General features: G+C 33.2%; 24 protein-coding genes and 4 tRNA genes. 2 read left to right on the top strand and 26 right to left on the bottom strand.

Annotated features, from left to right (window positions below; genetic code table 11):
* Positions 1–95 precede the first annotated feature (95 nt).
* The 16 genes from rplL to ACE01P_RS12500 form a co-directional block, all read right to left on the bottom strand.
* A complete protein-coding gene (rplL, locus tag ACE01P_RS12575) occupies positions 96–467 on the bottom strand; it encodes a 50S ribosomal protein L7/L12 (protein ID WP_276174946.1) in 372 nt (123 codons plus the stop codon).
* A 91-nt stretch (positions 468–558) separates the two neighbouring features.
* Positions 559–1,062, bottom strand: a complete 504-nt coding sequence (rplJ, locus tag ACE01P_RS12570) for a 50S ribosomal protein L10 (protein WP_379698197.1) — start codon at positions 1,060–1,062, stop codon at positions 559–561.
* A gap of 22 nt (positions 1,063–1,084) precedes the next feature.
* Complete coding sequence (rplA, locus tag ACE01P_RS12565) at positions 1,085–1,774, bottom strand: 50S ribosomal protein L1 (RefSeq protein ID WP_132989545.1); 690 nt, start codon at positions 1,772–1,774, stop codon at positions 1,085–1,087.
* Positions 1,775–1,787: 13 nt separating this feature from the next.
* Positions 1,788–2,225, bottom strand: coding sequence for a 50S ribosomal protein L11 (gene rplK / locus ACE01P_RS12560; RefSeq protein ID WP_008466923.1), 438 nt, complete (start codon positions 2,223–2,225; stop codon positions 1,788–1,790).
* 68 nt (positions 2,226–2,293) lie between these two features.
* Complete coding sequence (gene nusG / locus ACE01P_RS12555) at positions 2,294–2,845, bottom strand: transcription termination/antitermination protein NusG (RefSeq protein ID WP_008466925.1); 552 nt, start codon at positions 2,843–2,845, stop codon at positions 2,294–2,296.
* Between the two features lie 11 nt (positions 2,846–2,856).
* Positions 2,857–3,054 carry a preprotein translocase subunit SecE gene (gene secE / locus ACE01P_RS12550; RefSeq protein WP_008466927.1) on the bottom strand — a complete coding sequence of 66 codons (198 nt, stop codon included), beginning with the start codon at positions 3,052–3,054 and terminating at the stop codon, positions 2,857–2,859.
* Positions 3,055–3,072: 18 nt separating this feature from the next.
* Positions 3,073–3,143: transfer RNA gene (locus ACE01P_RS12545), tRNA-Trp, on the bottom strand.
* Positions 3,144–3,200: 57 nt separating this feature from the next.
* A complete protein-coding gene (tuf, locus tag ACE01P_RS12540; RefSeq protein WP_026730432.1) occupies positions 3,201–4,388 on the bottom strand; it encodes an elongation factor Tu in 1,188 nt (395 codons plus the stop codon).
* A gap of 55 nt (positions 4,389–4,443) precedes the next feature.
* Positions 4,444–4,515: transfer RNA gene (locus tag ACE01P_RS12535), tRNA-Thr, on the bottom strand.
* Positions 4,516–4,596: 81 nt separating this feature from the next.
* Positions 4,597–4,677, bottom strand: a tRNA-Tyr gene (locus ACE01P_RS12530).
* Between the two features lie 59 nt (positions 4,678–4,736).
* Positions 4,737–4,810, bottom strand: a tRNA-Thr gene (locus ACE01P_RS12525).
* Positions 4,811–4,900: 90 nt separating this feature from the next.
* The gene (gene hpf / locus ACE01P_RS12520) at positions 4,901–5,203 is read right to left on the bottom strand and encodes a ribosome hibernation-promoting factor, HPF/YfiA family (protein ID WP_008466930.1); all 303 of its coding nucleotides are present in this window, start codon (positions 5,201–5,203) and stop codon (positions 4,901–4,903) included.
* Positions 5,204–5,235: 32 nt separating this feature from the next.
* Positions 5,236–6,129 (bottom strand): tyrosine-type recombinase/integrase, encoded by an 894-nt coding sequence (locus ACE01P_RS12515; protein WP_379698192.1) that lies wholly within the window; start codon positions 6,127–6,129, stop codon positions 5,236–5,238.
* A gap of 91 nt (positions 6,130–6,220) precedes the next feature.
* The gene (rpsU, locus tag ACE01P_RS12510) at positions 6,221–6,415 is read right to left on the bottom strand and encodes a 30S ribosomal protein S21 (RefSeq protein ID WP_026730435.1); all 195 of its coding nucleotides are present in this window, start codon (positions 6,413–6,415) and stop codon (positions 6,221–6,223) included.
* A gap of 248 nt (positions 6,416–6,663) precedes the next feature.
* Positions 6,664–7,803: an acyl-CoA dehydrogenase family protein gene (locus ACE01P_RS12505; protein WP_379698189.1), complete on the bottom strand. Its 1,140-nt coding sequence runs from the start codon at positions 7,801–7,803 to the stop codon at positions 6,664–6,666.
* Between the two features lie 13 nt (positions 7,804–7,816).
* Positions 7,817–8,704, bottom strand: a complete 888-nt coding sequence (locus ACE01P_RS12500) for a helix-hairpin-helix domain-containing protein (RefSeq protein WP_379698186.1) — start codon at positions 8,702–8,704, stop codon at positions 7,817–7,819.
* A 261-nt stretch (positions 8,705–8,965) separates the two neighbouring features.
* Between ACE01P_RS12500 and ACE01P_RS12495 the strand changes: the two genes are divergently transcribed.
* Entirely contained in the window at positions 8,966–10,432 is a 1,467-nt protein-coding gene (locus tag ACE01P_RS12495) for an APC family permease (protein WP_379698183.1), read from the top strand.
* A 49-nt stretch (positions 10,433–10,481) separates the two neighbouring features.
* On the opposite strand, the gene ACE01P_RS12490 is transcribed toward ACE01P_RS12495, so the two are convergent.
* The 5 genes from ACE01P_RS12490 to ACE01P_RS12470 all read right to left on the bottom strand — a co-directional run bounded on the left by ACE01P_RS12490 (position 10,482) and on the right by ACE01P_RS12470 (position 16,077).
* Entirely contained in the window at positions 10,482–10,709 is a 228-nt protein-coding gene (locus ACE01P_RS12490; RefSeq protein ID WP_008466940.1) for a PspC family transcriptional regulator, read from the bottom strand.
* A gap of 63 nt (positions 10,710–10,772) precedes the next feature.
* Positions 10,773–12,044, bottom strand: a complete 1,272-nt coding sequence (locus ACE01P_RS12485) for a DUF2851 family protein (protein WP_379698180.1) — start codon at positions 12,042–12,044, stop codon at positions 10,773–10,775.
* A gap of 75 nt (positions 12,045–12,119) precedes the next feature.
* Positions 12,120–12,602, bottom strand: a complete 483-nt coding sequence (locus tag ACE01P_RS12480; RefSeq protein WP_379698178.1) for a 3'-5' exonuclease — start codon at positions 12,600–12,602, stop codon at positions 12,120–12,122.
* Between the two features lie 79 nt (positions 12,603–12,681).
* On the bottom strand, positions 12,682–14,043 hold the full coding sequence (locus tag ACE01P_RS12475; RefSeq protein WP_379698175.1) for a pyridoxal-phosphate dependent enzyme: 1,362 nt from the start codon (positions 14,041–14,043) through the stop codon (positions 12,682–12,684).
* Positions 14,044–14,091: 48 nt separating this feature from the next.
* Positions 14,092–16,077: a putative porin gene (locus tag ACE01P_RS12470; protein ID WP_379698172.1), complete on the bottom strand. Its 1,986-nt coding sequence runs from the start codon at positions 16,075–16,077 to the stop codon at positions 14,092–14,094.
* Positions 16,078–16,245: 168 nt separating this feature from the next.
* Here ACE01P_RS12470 and ACE01P_RS12465 point away from each other — a divergent pair, with 168 nt between their 5' ends.
* Positions 16,246–16,908, top strand: coding sequence for a ribonuclease HII (locus tag ACE01P_RS12465; RefSeq protein WP_379698170.1), 663 nt, complete (start codon positions 16,246–16,248; stop codon positions 16,906–16,908).
* Positions 16,909–16,935: 27 nt separating this feature from the next.
* Here the strand turns inward: ACE01P_RS12465 and ACE01P_RS12460 are convergent, their stop codons facing one another.
* The 5 genes from ACE01P_RS12460 to ACE01P_RS12440 all read right to left on the bottom strand — a co-directional run bounded on the left by ACE01P_RS12460 (position 16,936) and on the right by ACE01P_RS12440 (position 21,122).
* Entirely contained in the window at positions 16,936–17,787 is an 852-nt protein-coding gene (locus ACE01P_RS12460) for a nuclear transport factor 2 family protein (protein ID WP_379698167.1), read from the bottom strand.
* A 237-nt stretch (positions 17,788–18,024) separates the two neighbouring features.
* On the bottom strand, positions 18,025–18,723 hold the full coding sequence (gene lipB, locus ACE01P_RS12455; RefSeq protein ID WP_379698165.1) for a lipoyl(octanoyl) transferase LipB: 699 nt from the start codon (positions 18,721–18,723) through the stop codon (positions 18,025–18,027).
* Positions 18,724–18,728: 5 nt separating this feature from the next.
* Positions 18,729–19,469, bottom strand: coding sequence for a hypothetical protein (locus ACE01P_RS12450; RefSeq protein ID WP_379698162.1), 741 nt, complete (start codon positions 19,467–19,469; stop codon positions 18,729–18,731).
* Between the two features lie 67 nt (positions 19,470–19,536).
* The gene (locus tag ACE01P_RS12445) at positions 19,537–20,340 is read right to left on the bottom strand and encodes a hypothetical protein (protein WP_379698159.1); all 804 of its coding nucleotides are present in this window, start codon (positions 20,338–20,340) and stop codon (positions 19,537–19,539) included.
* A 56-nt stretch (positions 20,341–20,396) separates the two neighbouring features.
* Positions 20,397–21,122, bottom strand: coding sequence for a hypothetical protein (locus tag ACE01P_RS12440; RefSeq protein WP_379698156.1), 726 nt, complete (start codon positions 21,120–21,122; stop codon positions 20,397–20,399).
* Positions 21,123–21,314 lie beyond the last annotated feature (192 nt).

The raw sequence follows: 21,314 nt of genomic DNA, 5'->3' as shown, positions 1-21,314 counted from the left end.
ATAATAAAATTTAATGTATTTTATTATACGAAAAATGGTTTAGGCCTTTGAGTGTTAACTCAGGACCTAAACCTAGTTCTTAAAACCGAGTTGAATTATTTTAATTCAACTACAGCTCCAGCTTCTTCTAATGATTTTTTAAGACCTTCAGCCTCTTCTTTAGAAACACCTTCTTTAACAGTGCTTGGAGCACCATCAACTACATCTTTAGCTTCTTTAAGACCTAAACCTGTAAGTTCTTTAACTAATTTTACAACTGCTAATTTAGAAGCTCCAGCTTCTTTTAATACAACTGTAAATTCAGTTTGTGCTTCTTCAGCAGCACCATCTCCTCCACCAGCAGCAACTACTACAGCAGCAGCAGCAGGCTCGATTCCGTACTCATCTTTTAATATTGTTGCTAATTCGTTAACTTCTTTTACAGTTAAGTTAACTAATTGTTCTGCGAATTGTTTCAAATCTGCCATTTTTTCTATCGTTTAAAATGATTTGTGTAAAAATATAATTTAATTATTGTGCGCTAATTAAGCAGCAAGGAAGCGAGCTCCCTTACGATAATTACTCTGCTCCTTCTTCTTCGCTTCCAGCGAATTTGTTTTGTAAAGCAGAAATAATTCTTTGAGCTGGAGATTGTAATAATCCAATAAGTTCTCCAAGTAACTCTTCTTTAGATTTAATTGTAGCTAATGCTTCTAATTGATTATCACCAATGTATACTTCAGAATTGATGTAAGCTCCTTTTAAAACTGGTTTATCAGATTTCTTACGGAAATCTTTGATAATTTTTCCAGGTGCGTTAGCAACATCAGAAATAAATATAGCACTGTTACCTGATAAAACTGTAGGTAAATCACCATAATCATTAGAAGAAGCCTCCATTGCTTTTGCAAGCAAAGTGTTCTTTACAACTTCTAATTTGATACCTGCTTTAAAACAAGCTCTACGTAAGTTTGAAGTTGTCTCTGCGTTTAAACCAGAAATATCAGAAATGTAAATGATATTTGTACCAGCTAACTGCGCAGTTAAATTTTCAATCGCGATTGATTTTTCTTCTCTAGTCATACTAAAAATTTTTAACTACCAATTATACTGCTTTTGGGTCTAATGCAATAGCAGGACTCATTGTGCTTGTAAGGTGAATACCTTTGATGTATGTACCTTTAGCAGCAGTTGGTTTAAGTTTTATTAATGTTTGAATAATTTCGTGTGCGTTCTCAACGATTTGCTCAGCCCCGAAAGAAACTTTACCAATACCAGCGTGAACGATACCAGTTTTATCAACTTTAAAGTCGATTTTACCAGCTTTAACTTCTTGAACAGCTTTAGCAACATCCATAGTTACTGTACCTGTTTTAGGGTTTGGCATTAAACCTCTAGGTCCTAAAATACGACCTAATGGACCTAATTTACCCATAACAGCAGGCATAGTAATGATCACATCAACATCTGTCCAACCGTCTTTAATTTTTTGTAAGTAATCGTCAAGACCAACGTGATCTGCTCCAGCTTCTCTAGCTTCCGCTTCTTTATCTGGAGTAACCAATGCTAATACTTTAACGTCTTTTCCTGTTCCGTGAGGTAAAGTAACTACACCTCTCACCATTTGATTCGCTTTTCTTGGATCAACACCCAAACGAACTGCGATATCAACAGACTCATCAAATTTTGCAGAAGCAACAACTTTAAGTAATGCCGCAGCATCTTTTAAAGAGTATAATTTGTTCTTTTCAATTTTTGAAGCAGCCTCTTTTTGCTTTTTTGTTAATTTTGCCATTTCTTTTTCTTAATTAAAAAGGAGCATCTCCTGATACAGTTATACCCATAGATCTAGCTGTTCCAGCAACCATACTCATAGCTTTCTCAATTGTGAAAGCGTTTAAGTCTGGCATTTTGTCTTCAGCAATAGTTCTAATTTGTTCCCAAGTAACGCTAGCTACTTTTTTACGATTAGGCTCACCAGAACCAGATTTTAGCTTTGCAGCTTCCATTAACTGAACTGCCGCTGGAGGAGTCTTAACAACAAAATCAAATGATTTGTCTTTGTACACAGTGATTTGCACTGGACAAATTTTGCCAGGTTTATCTTGAGTTCTAGCATTAAATTGCTTACAAAACTCCATGATGTTAACCCCAGCAGCTCCTAAAGCAGGTCCAACCGGTGGCGACGGGTTCGCAGCACCTCCCTTAACTTGTAGTTTAACTACCTTACTAATTTCTTTAGCCATTTTTAAAAAATTTTACACTGTAATCAATTGGAAGCGATTACAATGGTTTATTATAGTGTAACAAAAAATTATACTTTTTCTACTTGCATAAAACTTAATTCTAATGGCGTTTTTCTTCCGAAAATTTTAACCATTACCTCAAGCTTACGCTTTTCTTCATTGATTTTCTCAACAGATCCATTAAATCCGTTAAAAGGTCCATCAATAACCTTAACCGTTTCACCAACACTAAAAGGAATCGAACGAGTATCTGTATTAACAGCTAACTCATCTACCTTACCTAACATACGGTTTACTTCAGAAAGTCTTAAAGGAACAGGTTCTCCGCCTTTAGTTTCTCCCAAAAATCCAATAACACTAGTAATCGACTTAATAATATGAGGGATCTCACCAACCAAGTTAGCTTCGATCATAACATATCCAGGAAAATACACTTTATCCTTAGATGATTTTTTCCCATCTTTTACAGTAACTACTTTTTCTGTAGGAACTAAAACCTGAGAAACATAATCCTCCATACCTAATCTCGCAATCTCAGTCTCGATATAAGCTTTCACTTTATTCTCTTGACCACTAACCGCTCTAACTACGTACCATTTTTTCACATTATTATCTGCCATCACAAAAAAAATTATCCTTTTAACCAGTTAAAAAATCCAGCCAAAGCTTTTGCAAAAAATTCGTCTACTCCCCATGTTGCCAAAGCGAATAAGATCGAAAATACAGCTACAACAATTGTCAATTTTTGAACTTCAGCCCAAGCTGGCCAAGTAACATTTGACTTTAACTCTTCGAAAGCCTCTGATAAATAATTAGTAACTTTTGTCATTTGATATATTTTTTATTGCACGGGCGGAGGGATTCGAACCCCCATCAACGGTTTTGGAGACCGCTATTCTACCCTTGAACTACGCCCGTAATTAAAGCCAGTGATTATAAAAAATAACCACTGGCTTTTTATTTATTTTAATAGAATTACTCTACGATTTCAGTAACCTGACCAGCACCAACTGTTCTACCACCCTCACGGATAGCGAAACGTAAACCTACGTTCATAGCGATTGGGCTTAATAAAGCAACCTCGATAGTTAAGTTATCACCTGGCATTACCATCTCTACACCTGCTGGTAAAGAAATAACTCCTGTTACGTCAGTTGTACGTACGTAGAACTGTGGACGGTAGTTATTGTGGAATGGAGTGTGACGTCCACCTTCTTCTTTTTTCAAGATATAAACCTCAGCTTTGAATTTAGCGTGTGGTTTTACTGAACCTGGCTTAATAATAACCATACCTCTTTTGATATCAGCTTTATCAATACCTCTTAACAATAAACCTACGTTATCTCCAGCTTCACCTCTATCAAGGATTTTACGGAACATCTCAACTCCTGTAATAGTAGAAGTTAATTTTTCAGCTCCCATACCAATGATTTCAACAGGATCTCCAGTGTTAGCAACTCCAGTTTCGATACGACCTGTAGCAACAGTTCCACGACCTGTAATTGTAAATACATCCTCAACTGGCATCAAGAATGGTTTAGCAACGTCACGTACTGGCTCTTCGATCCAAGCATCAACAGCTTCCATTAATTCGATAATTTTAGGTACCCAGTTTGGATCATTGTTTAATCCTCCTAAAGCAGAACCTTGAACTACAGGACCATTATCTCCATCATATTCGTAGAAAGATAATAAATCTCTAATTTCCATTTCAACAAGCTCTAACAACTCAGCATCATCAACCATATCCACTTTGTTCATGAAAACAACGATTCTTGGAATACCAACCTGACGTCCTAAAAGGATGTGCTCACGAGTTTGTGGCATTGGACCATCTGTAGCAGCAACTACTAAGATAGCTCCGTCCATTTGAGCAGCACCAGTAACCATGTTCTTTACGTAATCCGCGTGACCTGGACAGTCAACGTGAGCGTAGTGACGGTTAGCAGTTTCGTACTCTACGTGTGATGTATTAATAGTAATACCTCTTTCTTTCTCCTCTGGAGCGTTATCGATTTGATCAAACGATTTTGCTTGACAGTAACCAGCATCTGACAATACTTTTGTAATTGCAGCAGTTAATGTAGTTTTTCCGTGATCTACGTGTCCAATTGTACCTATGTTTAAGTGCGGTTTGGAACGATTAAAATTCTCCTTTGCCATTTTACTTAATTTTTAATCTTAGTTATATATTAATTTTCAATTTCCTACTTACTTGAGCCAATGTCGGGATTTGAACCCGAGACCTCTTCCTTACCAAGGAAGCACTCTACCCCTGAGCTACACCGGCAGAGAGTTCTGAGTTTAAATTCAAATTGCAGATAATTTTATTAATTAAAATCTCACAATATAAATTTCAACTTCTTTTTAGTGGGGAGAGCAGGATTCGAACCTGCGAAGTTCACACAGCAGATTTACAGTCTGCCCTCGTTGGCCGCTTGAGTATCTCCCCTAATTTTAAAATTCCATTATTTTAAAGAACTAATTTCAAATCGTATTTGAAATTTTCTGAGCCGATAGAGGGACTCGAACCCACGACCTGCTGATTACAAATCAGCTGCTCTAGCCAGCTGAGCTACATCGGCGAATGCATTAAAAAAGTCCGCTATTTCTAACGGACTGCAAATGTAGCTATTTTATCTTTTAATCAAAACATTTTTCGAAAAAAATTTCAATTAAATGTGCGCTCTAATTTTTTCCTTCCTTTTTACAAGCAAACGTTCTAGCGATTCTGCCGAAAGCTCAACGGCTTCTTCAAATGTTTTACACTGTTTTTTTACCAAAAAATCGTCACCAGGAACATTAATCTTTATCTCTACCACCTTATTCTCTTTATCACTCGTTCTTTCAACTTTTAAAAAAACATCTGATGAAACCACTCGATCGTAGTATTTCTCTAGCTTACCCATTCTTTCTTGGATAAAATCGACCAATTTTCTGTCGACAGTAAAATTAACTGCATGAACATCTACCTTCATAATAAAAATTTTAGGATTAACATTTAGAATCACTATTTGCTTCTTGGATGCGCACCTATATACACTTTTTTAAGTTCCGCCAAACTATTATGAGTGTAAACTTGAGTAGACGCCAAACTAGAATGCCCTAGCAATTCTTTAACTGAATTCAAATCTGCCCCGTTATTTAACAAGTGAGTTGCAAAAGTATGACGAAGCACATGCGGACTTTTTTTCACCTTTTCTGAGACCCTACTAAAGTATGAATTTATTAAACGATAAACAAAAGATTCGCTCAATTTTAACCCTTTTTTCGAAACAAAAAAATAGTCAGAATCCGCCAAACCTTCCAAACCATCCCTTTCCTTTACATACGCATCGATTTGATCTGCAATAATTGGCAAAATCGGAATAATGCGCTCTTTATTTCTTTTTCCCAAAACCTTAATCGTACCAGCCGAACGATCGACATTTTTAATCATTAAATGAATTAATTCTGCCCGACGCATTCCTGTCACATAAAACATTTCTACAATAAGTTTATCTCGAATTTCCTCAAAACCAACAGGAGCGTCTATTACAGTAAGCAAATCATTTAATTCTTTTTCCGAAAAAGGAATCTGAACCACTTTAGGAGTTTTCAAAGATTTATGCTTCAGCATTGGACTAACCTCTATTTGCTTAGTTTTTAAAAGAAATTTATAAAAAGCTTTTAAAGAAGCCATTTTTCTATTAACAGAAACATTTGAAATATCTTGATCAACCAAAAAAACAATCCAGCTTCTGACCTGACTATAATTCACCAAATCAATACTATCCTGATCAAAAGATTCTTTAACAAAGGACTCAAAAGAAATTATATCATTCAAATAAGCCCCAACCGTATGTGGAGAATACTTTTTTTCCAACAAAAGATAATCTGAAAAAGCTTCTTTATTCGTTTTCATAATAAATCTAAAAATTAAGCACAAAAAAACCGTTAGTATCAAAATTAAAACATTTTGACCACTAACGGTAATTATTTTTGAAAAGCTAATACTAACTCTCTAAACTATCTTTCAAGCCTTGGATGTAAGCAGCTTTTTGAATTTGAGCTCTTTTGATAACAGAAGGCTTAATAAAAGCAGTACGTGCTCTTAATTGACGAACAGTTCCTGTTTTATCAAATTTTCTTTTATAGCGCTTTAATGCTCTATCGATATTTTCTCCGTCTTTAATTGGTATAATTAACATAATATAGACACCTCCTCTCGTTAAGGCTGCAAATGTATATATTAATTATGAATTATGAATGATAAATTTCAAATTATTTTCATAAACCTCCATTTCTACCGCATGCGTGAGGGATTGCAACGGAAATCCTTTTTGTTTTTTCTTTAAAAACAAAAAGATTGTAGTGAAAAGCCCGACCCTAAAAATAAAAGCCACTCTGCGTTTGCTAAATGGCTTTTGTTTTTAGGGGCACGCCCAAATCGATATTATTATTTCAATAAATTTCTTGAAATAACTAATTTTTGAATTTCAGTTGTTCCTTCTCCTATCGTACATAATTTAGAATCTCTGTAGAATTTTTCTACCGGAAAATCTTTTGTGTAACCGTAACCTCCATGAATTTGAACGGCATCATTGGCAATTTTAACGCACGCTTCTGAAGCATACATTTTTGCCATAGCGCCAGATGTTGTTACTGGTTTGTGTTTTTGCTTTAAGAAAGCGGCTTTATGAAGCAATAATTCTGAAGCCTCAATTTCTGTTGCCATATCTGCCAACTTAAAAGAGATTCCTTGAAAATTGCTAATTGGTTGTCCAAACTGATGTCTTTCTTTTGAGTATTTCAATGCGGCCTCATATGCTCCTTTTGAAATTCCTAAAGATAAAGCTCCGATAGAGATTCTTCCTCCATCAAGAATTTTCATTGCTTGAACAAAACCTTGACCAACTTCTCCTAATCTATTTTCATCTGGAACGCGGCAATTATCAAAAACCAATTCAGCGGTTTCACTTGCTCTCATTCCTAATTTATTTTCTTTTTTGCCTGATGAAAAACCTTTCATTCCTTTTTCAAAAACAAAAGCTGTCATTCCTTTAGAATCACCTTTTTCTCCAGTTCGCACTACCACAACCGCAACATCGCCAGAGATTGCATGCGTAATAAAGTTTTTAGCGCCATTTACAATCCAATGGTCTCCGTCTTTAACAGCTGTTGTATTCATACCGCCGGCATCAGAACCTGTATTATGTTCTGTAAGTCCCCACGCGCCAATATGTTCGGCTGTAGCTAGTTTTGGAAGCCATTTTTTCTTTTGCTCTTCATTTCCAAAAGTTAAAATATGATTGGTACATAATGAATTATGCGCCGCAACTGACAACCCGATTGAAGGATCTACTTTCGAAATCTCTTCTATAACTGTAATATATTCGTGATAACCTAAACCTGAACCTCCGTATTCTTCTGGAACCAAAACGCCCATGAAGCCCATCTCGCCAAGTTGCTTAAACAACGGAAGTGGAAAAATCTGCGCTTCGTCCCATTCCATTATATAAGGTCTAATATTTTTTTCTGCAAAGTCTTTTATAGACTGTGCAATCATTAGCTGTGTTTCGTTGTAATCAAAGTTCATGAGTTAGTTTCTTTTAGAACTCCAAATATAAACTAATTATTTTTGCTTTTTCAACAGGAAAATCTTTAATTTTTGCTAAATCCTCAATATTATTAAAATTTCCGTTCATACTTCTGTATATTACTATTTGTTTTGCGAGTCCATATTTGAAGTATGAAAATTGAGCTAATTCTTTTAATGATGCTTCGTTTATATTTATTTTCTTGAGGTTTGAAGGAATTACAGCTTTAAAATGAATACTTAATTCATTTATAACTTCTGGCGAAAGTCCCCAAACATCTTTCATCTGCTCCATTGAAACGAATGAACCTAAAATTTCTTTTTGTTTTAGAATTCTAGAAGACAGCCCTTCTCCTATTCCGTAAACCTTCATCAAATCTTCTTGAGTTGCCTCGTTAATATCCAGTATTATAAATTTTTCTTTTTTAGGAAAACTCTTCATACTGAATACTTTTTTCTCAGTACTATAATTATTTTTATTCTGTTTCCAATCTGGAAATTTAAATAGTGGTGAAATTTTGTTTAATAATGAATCTGAAATTCCGGTAACCTTTTGAAATTCTTCTGCCGAGTTTACATATTTGTTCTCTTTTCGAAATGCCATTAAACGATCAATCTCTTCTACCGACATTCCGAGTTTGTATCCTTTATAGTCAGAAATAAAATTAGGATTGAAAGGATAAATAATTGGTTTTGCATTTTTATGGATCAATTTCTCCTGATCAATTTCTGATTGCAGAGCTAGCCATTGCTCTTTTTCTGAGCTCTTCGTTTCGGAGATACTAAAATCAGACAAAAAATAAAACATCTGCAAGCCGATCATGATTACGAAGAGTACAAAAAGACCTATGCGTTGCTGTTTTGTAAAATGAAAGTGCTTATTTAAAGATTTAAAATTCATAATAGATATTACTTTAAAAATAAAGAAAGAAAAATCCTTCAAATTTATTAAGAAAATTAGTAAGAAAAGTATCTTTTAAAAAATTATTGAATCTCTTATAAAATACCAATTAATTTAATGAATGTCGATACTTAGAGAACCTTTCTTACGACTACTGTAAAAAAAACAAAGATTTTATAACTTAAAACATGATAATTGTTTTTATTTTTTACAAAAAACAATACATTTGGCACTTAATAACAAATAAACCAATAAAATAATATGTCAATTTGGAGAGTTAAACCTATATCAGCCTTTGAGGCCGATATGAAAAAAAGTGATTTAAAGAGAGTCCTAGGAAAATGGAGCCTTACTGCCATTGGTGTTGGTGCCATTATCGGTGGTGGAATTTTCGTACTTACAGGTACTGGGGCTTATTATCATGCAGGTCCAGCATTAGCAATTTCGTTTATCATCGCAGGTATTGCGTGTGTTTTTGCGGCTCTTTGCTATTCTGAATTTGCTTCTATTTTACCTGTTGAAGGATCTGCTTATGCCTATGCTTACGGTACTATTGGAGAAGTTTTTGCCTGGATTATCGGATGGGGACTAATTCTCGAGTATGCAATGGGATCAATGACCGTAGCGGTTTCCTGGTCGGGATACTTTAATAAATTGCTTAAAATATTTCATATTCACCTTCCTGATTGGTTAACTACAGATCCTGCAAGCTACACAGGAGAAGGTTTTTCTATGAATCTTCCAGCTTTCTTGATCGTTATTTTGGTTATTTCATTGCTTATTAAAGGAACAAAAAGTGCAGCTAAAGCTAATAATGCTATTGTAATTTTAAAGGTATCTGCTGTAATTTTCGTAATTATTGCTGGTCTTTTCTTCATCAACACAGCAAACTGGAGCCCATTTATTCCTGAAGCAACTCAAATTATTGAAAAAGAAACTACACACAATGCTTACGGAATTGGAGGTATTATCTCTGGAGCTGCCGCTATTTTCTTTGCTTATGTTGGTTTTGATGCTGTTTCTACACAAGCGGGAGAAGCTATTAATCCTAAAAAAGACGTTCCTTTTGCAATTATCGCTTCTTTATTAATTTGTACTACTTTATACATTTTAGTTTCTTTAGTATTAACTGGAATGATGAATTACCAAGACTTCAACCCACTAGGAAAATATCCTGAAGCTATCAAAGCTCCTGTAGCTTATGCATTTGATATCGCTGGACAAGGTTGGGCTGGTTCTATTATTACTGTTGCTGCAACTATTGGTTTGGTTTCTGTATTAATGGTAATGATTATGGGACAATCTAGAATTTTCCTTGGAATGTCTAAAGATGGTTTAATTCCTTCTGTTTTCTCTAAAGTAAACCCAATTTCTGGAACACCAAAAACGAACTTAATGATTCTTGGTGCTATCATCGCAACTGTTGCTGCTTTTACTCCAATCAACAAATTGGCTGATATGACAAGTTTTGGTACTTTGTTTGCCTTTACAATGGTTTGTATCGCTGTTTGGATTTTAAGAGTAAAACAACCAGGATTAACAAGAACTTTTAAAGTTCCTGCTTTACCAGTTATTGCGGTATTAGGAATTGCAATCAATTCTTATTTGATTTTTAATTTAAGTAAAGATGCACAGTTATTATCTTTTGGATGGCTACTTATTGGTATAATCGTATACTTTGGATATAGCAAGAAAAGATCTAGACTTAACAATACAACAGAAGAATAATAAATACAACTTCATAAAAAAGCTCCAAATTCAAATTTGGAGCTTTTTTTTATAAATCAAATACTGAAGTTCTTTTTGATCGAATTAAATCTTTTAGTCGAATCCAGAAAGCAAGGGTTAGATAAACTCCAAATCCTAAACCGGCTGTAACGAAAGAAATGTAGATAAAAAACAATCGTACGCTTGTTACACGCATTCCGAGTTTATCTGCTAGTCTTGAAGAAACATGGAAACCATATTTTTCAAAAAAGAATTTGAGTTTTAAAATTGCTGACATTTCTTTTTTAGATTTTAGATTTACAAAAATAAGAATTATCTAATTATCAAATTTTCTAATTCACTAATTATTTTTAAGCAATTCTATTCCTATTGCACATTTTAAGCAAGCTTTACGCTCGCAATATTCATTTTTAAGTTCTAATAATGTCTGACTTTCAAATGCCGTTTTTGACTTGATGCCAAACAAATTAAATTTATCAATAATAGCATTTTTTTCTGAAATGACTTCATTCATAAAATCAATTAAATCTTCGGCAATTGACTCGCTCATAATAGTTGAATAAGCAAATTGAAGCGGAATAATCGTGTTTAGAATTAGTAGGTCTATAAATGATTTAGAAAGCATTTTAGATTTCTTTGGACTTTCTTTGTCAAACTGATAATGATTTTGCCAATACGAGCTTGCAGAGACGTTCAGCAAACGATATACAGCATCGGCAGATTTTAAATCAATAATTTTTGAGAATAGATTTTGATGTTTATGATACAATCCCGCTAATTGCGAAAGTCTGATTGTTGGAAAATTATCAGGACGAAGTTTAAAAAACTGAAGCGGTTCTGTATATATTTTTTCTATTTGATATTTGTGCAATAAATAAAAATAGCGAAACTTGAGATCTTTATAATAAACATCTTCTTTTTCTGCTTCTAACAAATTTGAAGTTCCGAAAAGGAGCGCTTCTAAATTTTCAATTTCAAAACTTTCTTTTCTGATTACTGAAAATGGAATTGCCCGAGAGATTTGCAAAAAGGAATTTCCATTCGTATTTAATCCGAAATTCTTCGCTAGAAGGCAAAATAAGACCGCTTCCCAATCTTGATTGGTTTCTTCTAATAATTGATAAATAAACTTTGATTTTCGCTCTAAGCGTTCAAAAAACAATCTTTCTTGCCAATTTTTAAAAACAAAACCATCGATTTCTTTTAATTGCCTTTCGCAAGAGATCCAAGTTTTTGGAGCGATTAATGCATTGTAATTTTCGATTATTTCTTTTGAAACATAATCTTTAAGAACTAAAACAGGAATTTCGGTATTGTTTTCTCTGAAAATAGCAGTGTCATTTTCCCAAACCACATGAAGAATAACATTTTTATAAGCAGGATCTTTCTCGTGATTGTGCAAATACCAATCTGAAGATTTTAAATGAATCTCCACATTTCCTGCCCATTTTTGATTTCCAATTTCAATATGAGCATTAAAAAAATCAGGCCCAGCAAGTTCCAGATAATCCCCAAATTTAAAGATAGTTATTAATTCGCCTTGAGCCGATTTTAAATTCAAGCTATCAAACTTCTTGAATTTCCAGAGATAATGAAGGAAGTCTTCTTTCATTTTAGATTTTATAGTGTAATTACAAAATCTAAAAGTAATTTATTTTTTAATACTATTCTTACAAAATAAATTTTTTTAACGAAGCATATACAATTTAGCGCAAGCCCTTGCATCTGATAAAGCTTCGTGGTGATTCAGCTGAATATCCATTTCGCGGCAGCAATCACTTAATTTTGTAGGTTTTATACCTTTTCCTTTATATATCTTTACTGTACATTCCCATTTTGTAGCAATATTCAAATCTTCATAATTTAAACCATGAAGCAACATTGTTTTCATTAAAACATTGCGGTCAAAACTTTCATTGTGCGCTACTACAACTCTATTTTTCAGTCTTTTTTCAATTTCAGGATAGATTTGAAAGAAAGATTTTGCGTTGACAGTATCTTTTGGATAAATGCCATGAACACGAATCGTAAAAGGATTATAAACGTTATTTGGCGGTTTAATTAAAGTTACATACTCGTCAACGATAATACCGTTTTCGACGGTCACAATACCTACTGAACAGGGATGATATCCTGTTGCGGTTTCAAAATCAATAGCAGTAAAATTCATTTTATATTTTTAAAAGACAAATCCATAAACCTAATTGTTTTACAATAAGATTTATGGATTATATATTATTTGCAAAGGCTTATTTTATTGAGCCAATAATGTCATATTTAGTAATGATATGGTGATTTCCATTTCCTAAATCAACCAAAACAGCATCATTTTCTTTGCTAAAAAGTTTTGAAACTTCTTCAATTGGCGTTCCTAATTTTACAATTGGGAAAGGTTTGCCCATTACTTCTTTAATTGGTTTTTCAGCAACATTTTTATCTGCTACATAGCTTCTAAATAAATCTGTTTCGTCTACAGAACCAACAAATCCGTTGATATCTACAACTGGAATTTGCGAAATCTTATATTTACGCATACGCTCAATGGCATGCGAAACCAATTCTTCTGTACGAACAACGATTAATTCTTTATCGATATGGTCTTTTATAACGTCTTCTGCTTTTGTCACATTTTCTTCCAAGAATCCGCGCTCACGCATCCAGTCGTCATTGAACATTTTACCTACATATCGACTTCCAGAATCGTGAAATAATACCACAACAACATCTTCTGGCTTAAAATGTTCTTTCAGCTGTAACAAGCCTTTTATACAAGCTCCCGCAGAATTTCCAACAAAAATACCTTCTTCAAGAGCAATCTTTCTTGTGTAGACAGCTGCATCTTTGTCGGTTACTTTTGTAAAACCATCAATTAGAGAAAAATCAACATTCTTAGGCAGGATATCTTCTCCAATACCTTCTGTTATATACGAGTAGATTTCGTTTTCGTCAAAAATTCCAGTTTCGTGGTATTTCTTGAAAACAGAACCATAGGTATCAATTCCCCAGATTTTAATATTTGAATTTTGTTCTTTCAAGTATTTCCCAACTCCAGAAATAGTTCCTCCTGTTCCAACTCCAACGACAAAGTGCGTAATTTTTCCTTCAGTCTGTTTCCAGATTTCTGGTCCAGTCTGCTCATAATGCGCCAAAGAATTTGACATATTATCGTACTGGTTTACATACCAAGAATTTGGTGTTTCTTCTGCTAAACGTCTAGAAACCGAGTAATATGAACGTGGATCTGTAGGCTCAACATCTGTAGGGCAAACAACAACTTTTGCTCCAACAGCACGAAGAATATCCATTTTTTCTTTAGACTGCTTATCTGAGATTACACAAATTAATTTGTAGCCTTTTACGATTGCTACAAGTGCAAGTCCCATTCCTGTATTTCCAGAAGTTCCTTCAATAATAGTTCCTCCAGGTTTTAGTCGGCCATCTGCCTCTGCATCTTCAATCATTTTTACAGCCATTCTGTCTTTTACAGAATTACCAGGATTAAAGGTTTCGACTTTTGCCAATACTAACGCATCAATTTCAGCAACAATTTTGTTGAGTTTTACCAATGGTGTATTACCAATTGTTTCTAAAATATTATTTGAAAAGTCCATTTTTATTTAAGTTTTATTAGTGGTTCTAAATAAAAAATAAGCTGGTTTTTATTGGAAGAAATTCCAAACCAGACCAAAACGCAACACAAAATCACGATACGGATTATGTGGCGCCGAGTAATAGTTGCTTTGTGTAAAAGCCGCATTAAAGTGCTCTGCTTTTAAGTAAAAACGCGTTTGGCGTATTCTTGCATTCACAAAGAAATCGAATGTTGCAAAACCACCGATTTTTTTATCCTGCTGCACAAAGAATTCAGAAATAACAGGATTATAATCATCTCCATAATATTTAGTAAGATAATTAAATACAATACCTGTTTGAAGAAATAACGCTTTTTTGAAGAATTGATTAGAATAATAAAATGTATTTCTAGTTACAAAATCAGGCACATTTAAAATTAAATCTGATTGATCTACTTTTTGATACAAAAGTGTGTTATCTAACGCAAAAGGTCCGAATTTGAACTCTCGGCTTGCTTTTATCTCTAAATAATTAATCGCATTACCATATTGCATTGGCTTAACGATTTGTTGGCTTGCTGCTTTTTCTGCAACTGAAGCCATATCTGTAAAGTACAAATGATCATTCAATACAGTATACTGAACTTGTCCTGTAAGCCATGGAGTTGTAATTTCTGCACTTAACGAATTAATTTTTTCGTTTTTAAAATTATGTGACCAATTGTACGAAATCCAGCTGCTCTGGTACAAATTATAATTATTATTAGGCAGTTTATTAATGTTACGATATCTAAAGTCAAACTTAATTTTTTCGCTCATATCATATCGCAGCTTAGCATCTAAATCTGAAAGTGACTGATTGGTAATTGATCTTGAATACAAAAATCTACCATTCCATTTATTTTTCTGATATTCATACTGCCCTCCAAAATTATTAATCTGCAAAAACAAATTATCAGGAATAGCATTTCCGTTTTCATCGACTATAACTCGGTTATACTGGTAATTAGATCGATAATCATCTATGAAAAATATAAACTTACCTAAAAGCGAATTTTCATAAGCTGCTCCAAATTTGTTGTAAAGCCTTTCGTATTTAGTCTGATCATTAATATTACTTGCTGCATACGATTCTCCAAATCGCTGTATACGCGTTGAAGATCCGTCGTTGGCCGTAATTGTAGAAAGTACCGTTGGTTGCTTATATTCATAAGCTTTATACTCATAATTAAACTGATGCGTTATGTAAAGGTTATTGCTCCCGTCATTTGGATTTACTCTAAAAGCATGATCAAAAAATAATCTTCTTCCTTTTAAAAATGATTCTGCATCAGTTAAATAAACCTGTAATCTTTGTCTATTTTTATAATCATTATTATCGCTTTCAAAATCAGCATCATTCGTTATACCGCCATTTTCCTCATTCATAATATCCTGATTCGTAAAATGCGCATTTATTGCATATCGTTTCTCGGTTGTAGCATAACTAGTTGTAATTCTTAAATTACCAGCACTAACCAATTGATTATTATAATCTCCCTCAGATCTTAATCCTTTATAAGCAATTGAGAAATTAAGGTTTTTAGAAGCGTTTAATGTGATAAAAGAATCTACATTTTGTCCTTTTTTTATAGTCGTATTAAAAAATAACTCAGTAAGAGGCGTTGCAACTGAGTAATATCTAATTTGATCCGCTTGCATATAAAGAGAGTGCTTCCCGCTGAAACCAATTTCAGGATACGGAGAAAAACTTGTCAAACTATATTGCAACGTATTTAAAGGCTGACCAATATTAGAAAATTCCATAAGTCCAAAAAGATCCTTTCTTAGATGATTTTGTTTGTATGCACTTTTAAGCGTTAGCGAAGTATCTGCATAAATTGTATCATGTTCTAAAGTGACAATTTTGTACTGGTCTATTTTAGCTATTTTCTGCTTTTTCTTTTTTACGGTATCTGTAACACTAGAATATTCCGTATTCATATCTAAATTACTTTTAGAAGCGGTTTTTTTTTCTTGCGAAAACAATAAAGTTGGAATAACTAATAGATATAGAAAAATGAATATTCTCATTTGATGGCTTTGTATAAATTTATTTTGACAAAATTTGCTAAGCAAAGGTAAATTAAAAAACAAATAAATAAAAAAACACTTCATTTTATACAATTGCCTTGGCTGACAGTACGAAAACGAATATTTTTGCTGAAAATTTCATCTAATTTGTTATTTAAAACCTAAAAAATGCTCGAAAAAAATTTCTCAGGATTTGTTTTAGAAACTGGAACCGACGAGGCCGGCAGAGGATGTCTTGCTGGACCAGTTACTGCAGCGGCTATAATTTTACCCGAACATTTTGAAAATAAGATTCTCAATGACAGTAAGCAATTGTCTGAAAAAACAAGAGCGCTTTTAAGACCTATTATAGAAAAAGAAGCTTTATGTTTTGCCGTTACGCATTTGTTTCCAGATGAAATTGATGAAATAAACATTCTAAATGCGTCTATGAAAGGAATGCAGGAATGTATTTTAAAACTAAAACATGTTCCTGAATTTATCATTGTTGACGGAAATCGTTCTTTAAATGCAAAACTCGGACTTAAAAATACTTTCGGAAAACAATTTTCTCAAGATGAAATTACCCTTTTAAAATCCATTCCGAATCAAAGTATTATAAAAGGAGATGGAAAATATCTGAGTATTGCCGCCGCATCTGTTTTAGCAAAAACGTATCGCGATGAATATATGGATCAAATTCATGAAGAATTTCCAATGTACAATTGGAAGCAAAACAAAGGATATCCAACTAAAGAACATCGTGAAGCCATTAAAGAATTCGGAACAACAAAATATCACAGAATGAGTTTTAGGCTTTTGCCAGAACAATTAGAACTTGTTTTTGAATAAAAAAACGACCTAATCAGGTCGTTTTTTTTATTTTTTACTTTTCAAAAATTCTGCAAATGTTTTTGTATCATAATAAAAAGGTCTAACAGCAGTAATTTTTCCGTCCTTCAAATCTAAATGTTCTGAAATTGGAACTGACATTGTCTTACCCGATTTTTTTGATTTACAGTTTATTGTAAAATAAATGATTACTTCATTTTTAGACGCATCACTAAAATAAGTTGGCTCTTTTTCTATCTGCAAATCAAAAAACTCTGTTGATTTTGTAAACATTTTAGTCCATTCGCCAAAACCAATATAAGTTCCTCCATAAGGCAAACCTGTCGCTTGATTATAAACTGCTCCGTCTGCAATTAAAGTTCCTAAAGCATCAAAATCTCTTGTTTTAAAAAGACTTTCATAATATTTCGCTACTACTTTTAGATTATCGGCTTCTAGATTTTTCAAAATATCCGCTTCAGACAAAGTTGCTCCCTTATCCCAAAAACTAATAATTTTACTTACCTGCCCTTTGCCATTTAAACGAGCAAAGTCGCGCCCAACCATTACTAAATTGTTTTTAGAATCGAGAATTTTCCATTCCCAAGTCACATAATTATCTTTTACGATTTTAGCTCCTGATGTTAAGACTGCATCTGGGTTTTTCTTGTAAAATTCGTTGATAACATTATTAAATGCAACAGTTCCTTTTATAGAAGCCGAAGGGTCTTCAAAAGTGCTGTCTTCTAACCAGATCGATTTAATCATCTTTAATCTGGTATCACTATTTTTCTCCTGCCACACTTTTTCATAAACTGCAACTGGATATAATTTATCTTTCTTTTGGGCAAAAAGACCATTAAGCACAAAAAAGAAACAGAATAAGTAGATTTTTCTCATAAGCAATCAGGAATTAAAATTTTAATAGTCAGTACTCAAATTTAGCATAAATACCTGAGAGAATGAAGTTTGTTCTATAATTTGTTATCCCTTCAAAATCTTAACTTTTGCGAAATGGTTTTTCCCTTTTTTCAATATATTTTTAGAAAAAAACCGCTTTCTATCTAAAAAATGAAGCGAAATAAAAAACCGTTTCAAATAGAATACTTGAAACGGTTTACTTTTTTAGAGCTGTTTTTAAACAAATTCGGCTTCGAAAAGATCTTTAAAATGTTTTATAATTTTAGCTTTTACTTCTTCTTCGTCTACTTTTTCTACACCAAGTTCTACGTTTAAAGAAGTAACGCCTTTTCCACGAATTCCACACGGAATAATATTATCAAAATATCCTAAATCGACATTTACGTTTAAAGCAAATCCGTGCATGGTTACCCATCTTGAAGCGCGAACGCCCATTGCGCAGATTTTGCGTGCAAACGGGGTTCCAACGCCAAGCCAAACTCCTGTTTCTCCTTCGCTCCTGCCCGATTCTAAACCATATTCTGCTAAAGTCAGAATGATTGATTCTTCTAACAAACGTAGGTATTTATGAATATCGGTAAAGAAATTTTCTAAATCTAAAATTGGATAACCTACAATCTGTCCAGGTCCGTGATATGTAATATCTCCACCACGATTGATTTTATAAAAAGTTGCTCCTTTGGCTTCGAGCTGTTTTTCGTTTAATAATAAGTTCTCCAGATCGCCGCTTTTTCCTAAAGTATAAACATGCGGATGCTCAACTAATAATAAATAATTTGGAGTTGGCAGATCTAGTTCTTCTCTTCTGTTCTTGATTTTTAAATCGACAATGTCTTTAAAGATTTCTTCTTGATATTCCCAAGTCGATTTATAATCTTTTTTGCCCAGATCCTGAAGTTGAATTTTTTTATTCATTTTAATTATTTTTCAAACTCAACATCAAAGTTCAGTTTGTCAGGATTCTCCATATAATCCGTAAAAGTGTATTGAATTGTAATTGATTTGCGATCGTCGCTAAATACAGCAGTTGGATTAGAGACTTTCTTTATTTTTTTAGGAAAATGATATTTTACAATATAGCTAGACGAAGCAAACATCATTTTAGACATATCTCCTTCTGCATCTTGCGGTTTTACTGCCTTTTGCTGATCTACTACTGCTTTTCTTGTAAATTTCTTTCCATCATAAGTATAACTTAATTTACTTCCATTATCTCCGAAGCCACTTCCCATAGGATTTTTGCCTCCTTCTAATTTTTGAAGCGTGCCTAATGTCTGTAAAATATCTTGCAGTTCGTTTACGTTTTTAAAGTCAGTTGCCATGTTCATTAAAAACACTTTTTTCTCAGAACTTATTTTTGTTGAAACAACATAATTCTCCAGTTTTTTAAGCTCTTTCTGTGTTTCTGGCGACAACTTAGCGATACTGTCTTTTTTCTCAGCAAAGACTTCTTTGAAAGTAAAAGTGGTATCAATATCTTTTTTATTTTCTCCCATTTGGCCCGCAATCTGATCACCAGCCATTTCCATTATAGGAGAACCATCCATATCGACAGCGAATTTTCCGGTTCCGTTATCGTTTATGTAAATATTTTCAGTGAAAGTACAGCTGGTTAAAGTGGCTATTAAAAAAGAAAAACTCAGTAGTTTATATAATTTCATTTGCAGTTATATTTTTATCAAAGATACGAAGACTATTTTTAAAAATACATTTTATTGAAACCCTCAATTATTGCTCAAATTCTACTTTAAAACCAAAATCTACACTGCTTTCCTGCGCATTGTCTAAAGGAATTTCAAGAGTAAAACCTTTTCTATCTTGCGTTAGAACCGCGTTTTTAAGCGAAACAGTTTTGATCTTTTTAGGAAAATGATATTCGGCAATATACTTGCATTCTTTCATCATTTCTTCCATTTTTTTCGAGAACGGATCATCGTTTTTTTCTTTCTTGGCTTCTTTTTTCTTTTTACCTTTTTTATCGTCTTTACCAAGTGTTACAGCCTTAATAAAAACCTTACCATCATAAAAAATAGTTGTAGCCGATTTTTCTTCTGGTTTGGGCATAGCACTTAAGAGTCCGAGATTTTTTTTATCTGCTGCAGCCAATCCTTCTAAACTTTCGGCAGGTGTTGCAATAGTTTTATATCCTGTTCCGCTAGGGAAATCAAATATCATACTGTATTCAAATTCCTTTTTTTCTTCGTTGATTTTTATGCTCACTTTAAAATCCTGTAGAATTTCAAGTTTCTCCTTTTCTTTTTCCAATAGCTCCAATTTTTCTTTGTCACCATTTGGCAATTTAGAAATACTGTCTTTGACTTTGTCAAATATCTCTTTGAAAGTAAAAGTGGTATCTACTACCTTACTGACTTTTGTAGAATCTGCTTTTTTCATTCCGAGTTTATACATCGGTGACATGTCAAATCCGTAAGAGAAAGTTCCCGATCCATCTTCGTTTACGACCACTTTTTCTTTAAGCGTACAGCTTGTAATAGAAAAAATTATAAAAAAGCAAAGTAAAATTTTCTTCATGTTTTAGATTTTGGTTATGCAAGCGAAGATACTTTCTTTTCTTAATTATTTTAATTTTATTCTAAAACAACATTCAGATTACTACTTTCAGGATTATAAAGAAAATCTAAAAGCTGAAATTCTAAGGTTAAAGATTTCTTGTCTGCCCCTACAATTGCTTTTGAATTTGAAACTGATTTGATATTTTTTGGAAAATGATATTTTAAAGTATACGATTGCATCAATTTTGAAGAACCGTATTTTGCTTTGAAGTTTTGTGAGTCTCCTTTTGCTTTTTCAAATTCAGACGTATTTATAATCGAAACAGAACGTTGGAAAATTTTTCCATCGAAAGCATATGCAATTCTGAAATAATGATTTTCTGCCGTTAAAGCATAATTATGCTGAATATCTGAAGCATAATCTTCTGTTTTAAATAAATCTGGAATTTCTGAAGTTTTATCAAAATGAAGCGTAAAAAGCGTTCTAAATTCTTTTTCGAAAGAGCTTCTTTTTATTTTCACTTCCACATTGGCATATTTTTTAAATAGCTGCTGTTCTTCTAGCTTGTATTTTTCAAAGTTTTCACTGTAATTTTTGATGTACTCTTTGAATACATAAGTTGTATCCTTAAAAACGTTTTCTTTAGAATATTCTTCTCCAGCCAATTGCATATAGCTATTTTCTTCTCGAAGTTGTTCCATTTCTATTGTCCCGCTTCCGTCAGGATTTATGGTAAGCGTTTCTGTAATTTGACAGCTTGCAAAAGAAAGTAACATTAAAAAAACAGCTAAATATTTCATTACTTTAAAGATTCTAAGGTTCTTAGTGGCTAAGATACTAAGTTTTTTAGTCGCTACGCTCCTACTAAAAACTCTTATGAAAACAAAAATTTCTAAGCTAGCCCCGATAGAAATGGAAATCCTTTTATGCCGGTGTTCGGCATAAAAGATTGAAATGGATAGCGGGACTAAAGTTGATTGAAACCCAATAAT

It is taken from the genome of Flavobacterium sp. HJSW_4, assembly GCF_042436695.1.
In the GTDB taxonomy this organism is placed as follows: Bacteria; Bacteroidota; Bacteroidia; order Flavobacteriales; family Flavobacteriaceae; genus Flavobacterium.
This window is presented reverse-complemented; position numbering and strand designations above follow the sequence as displayed.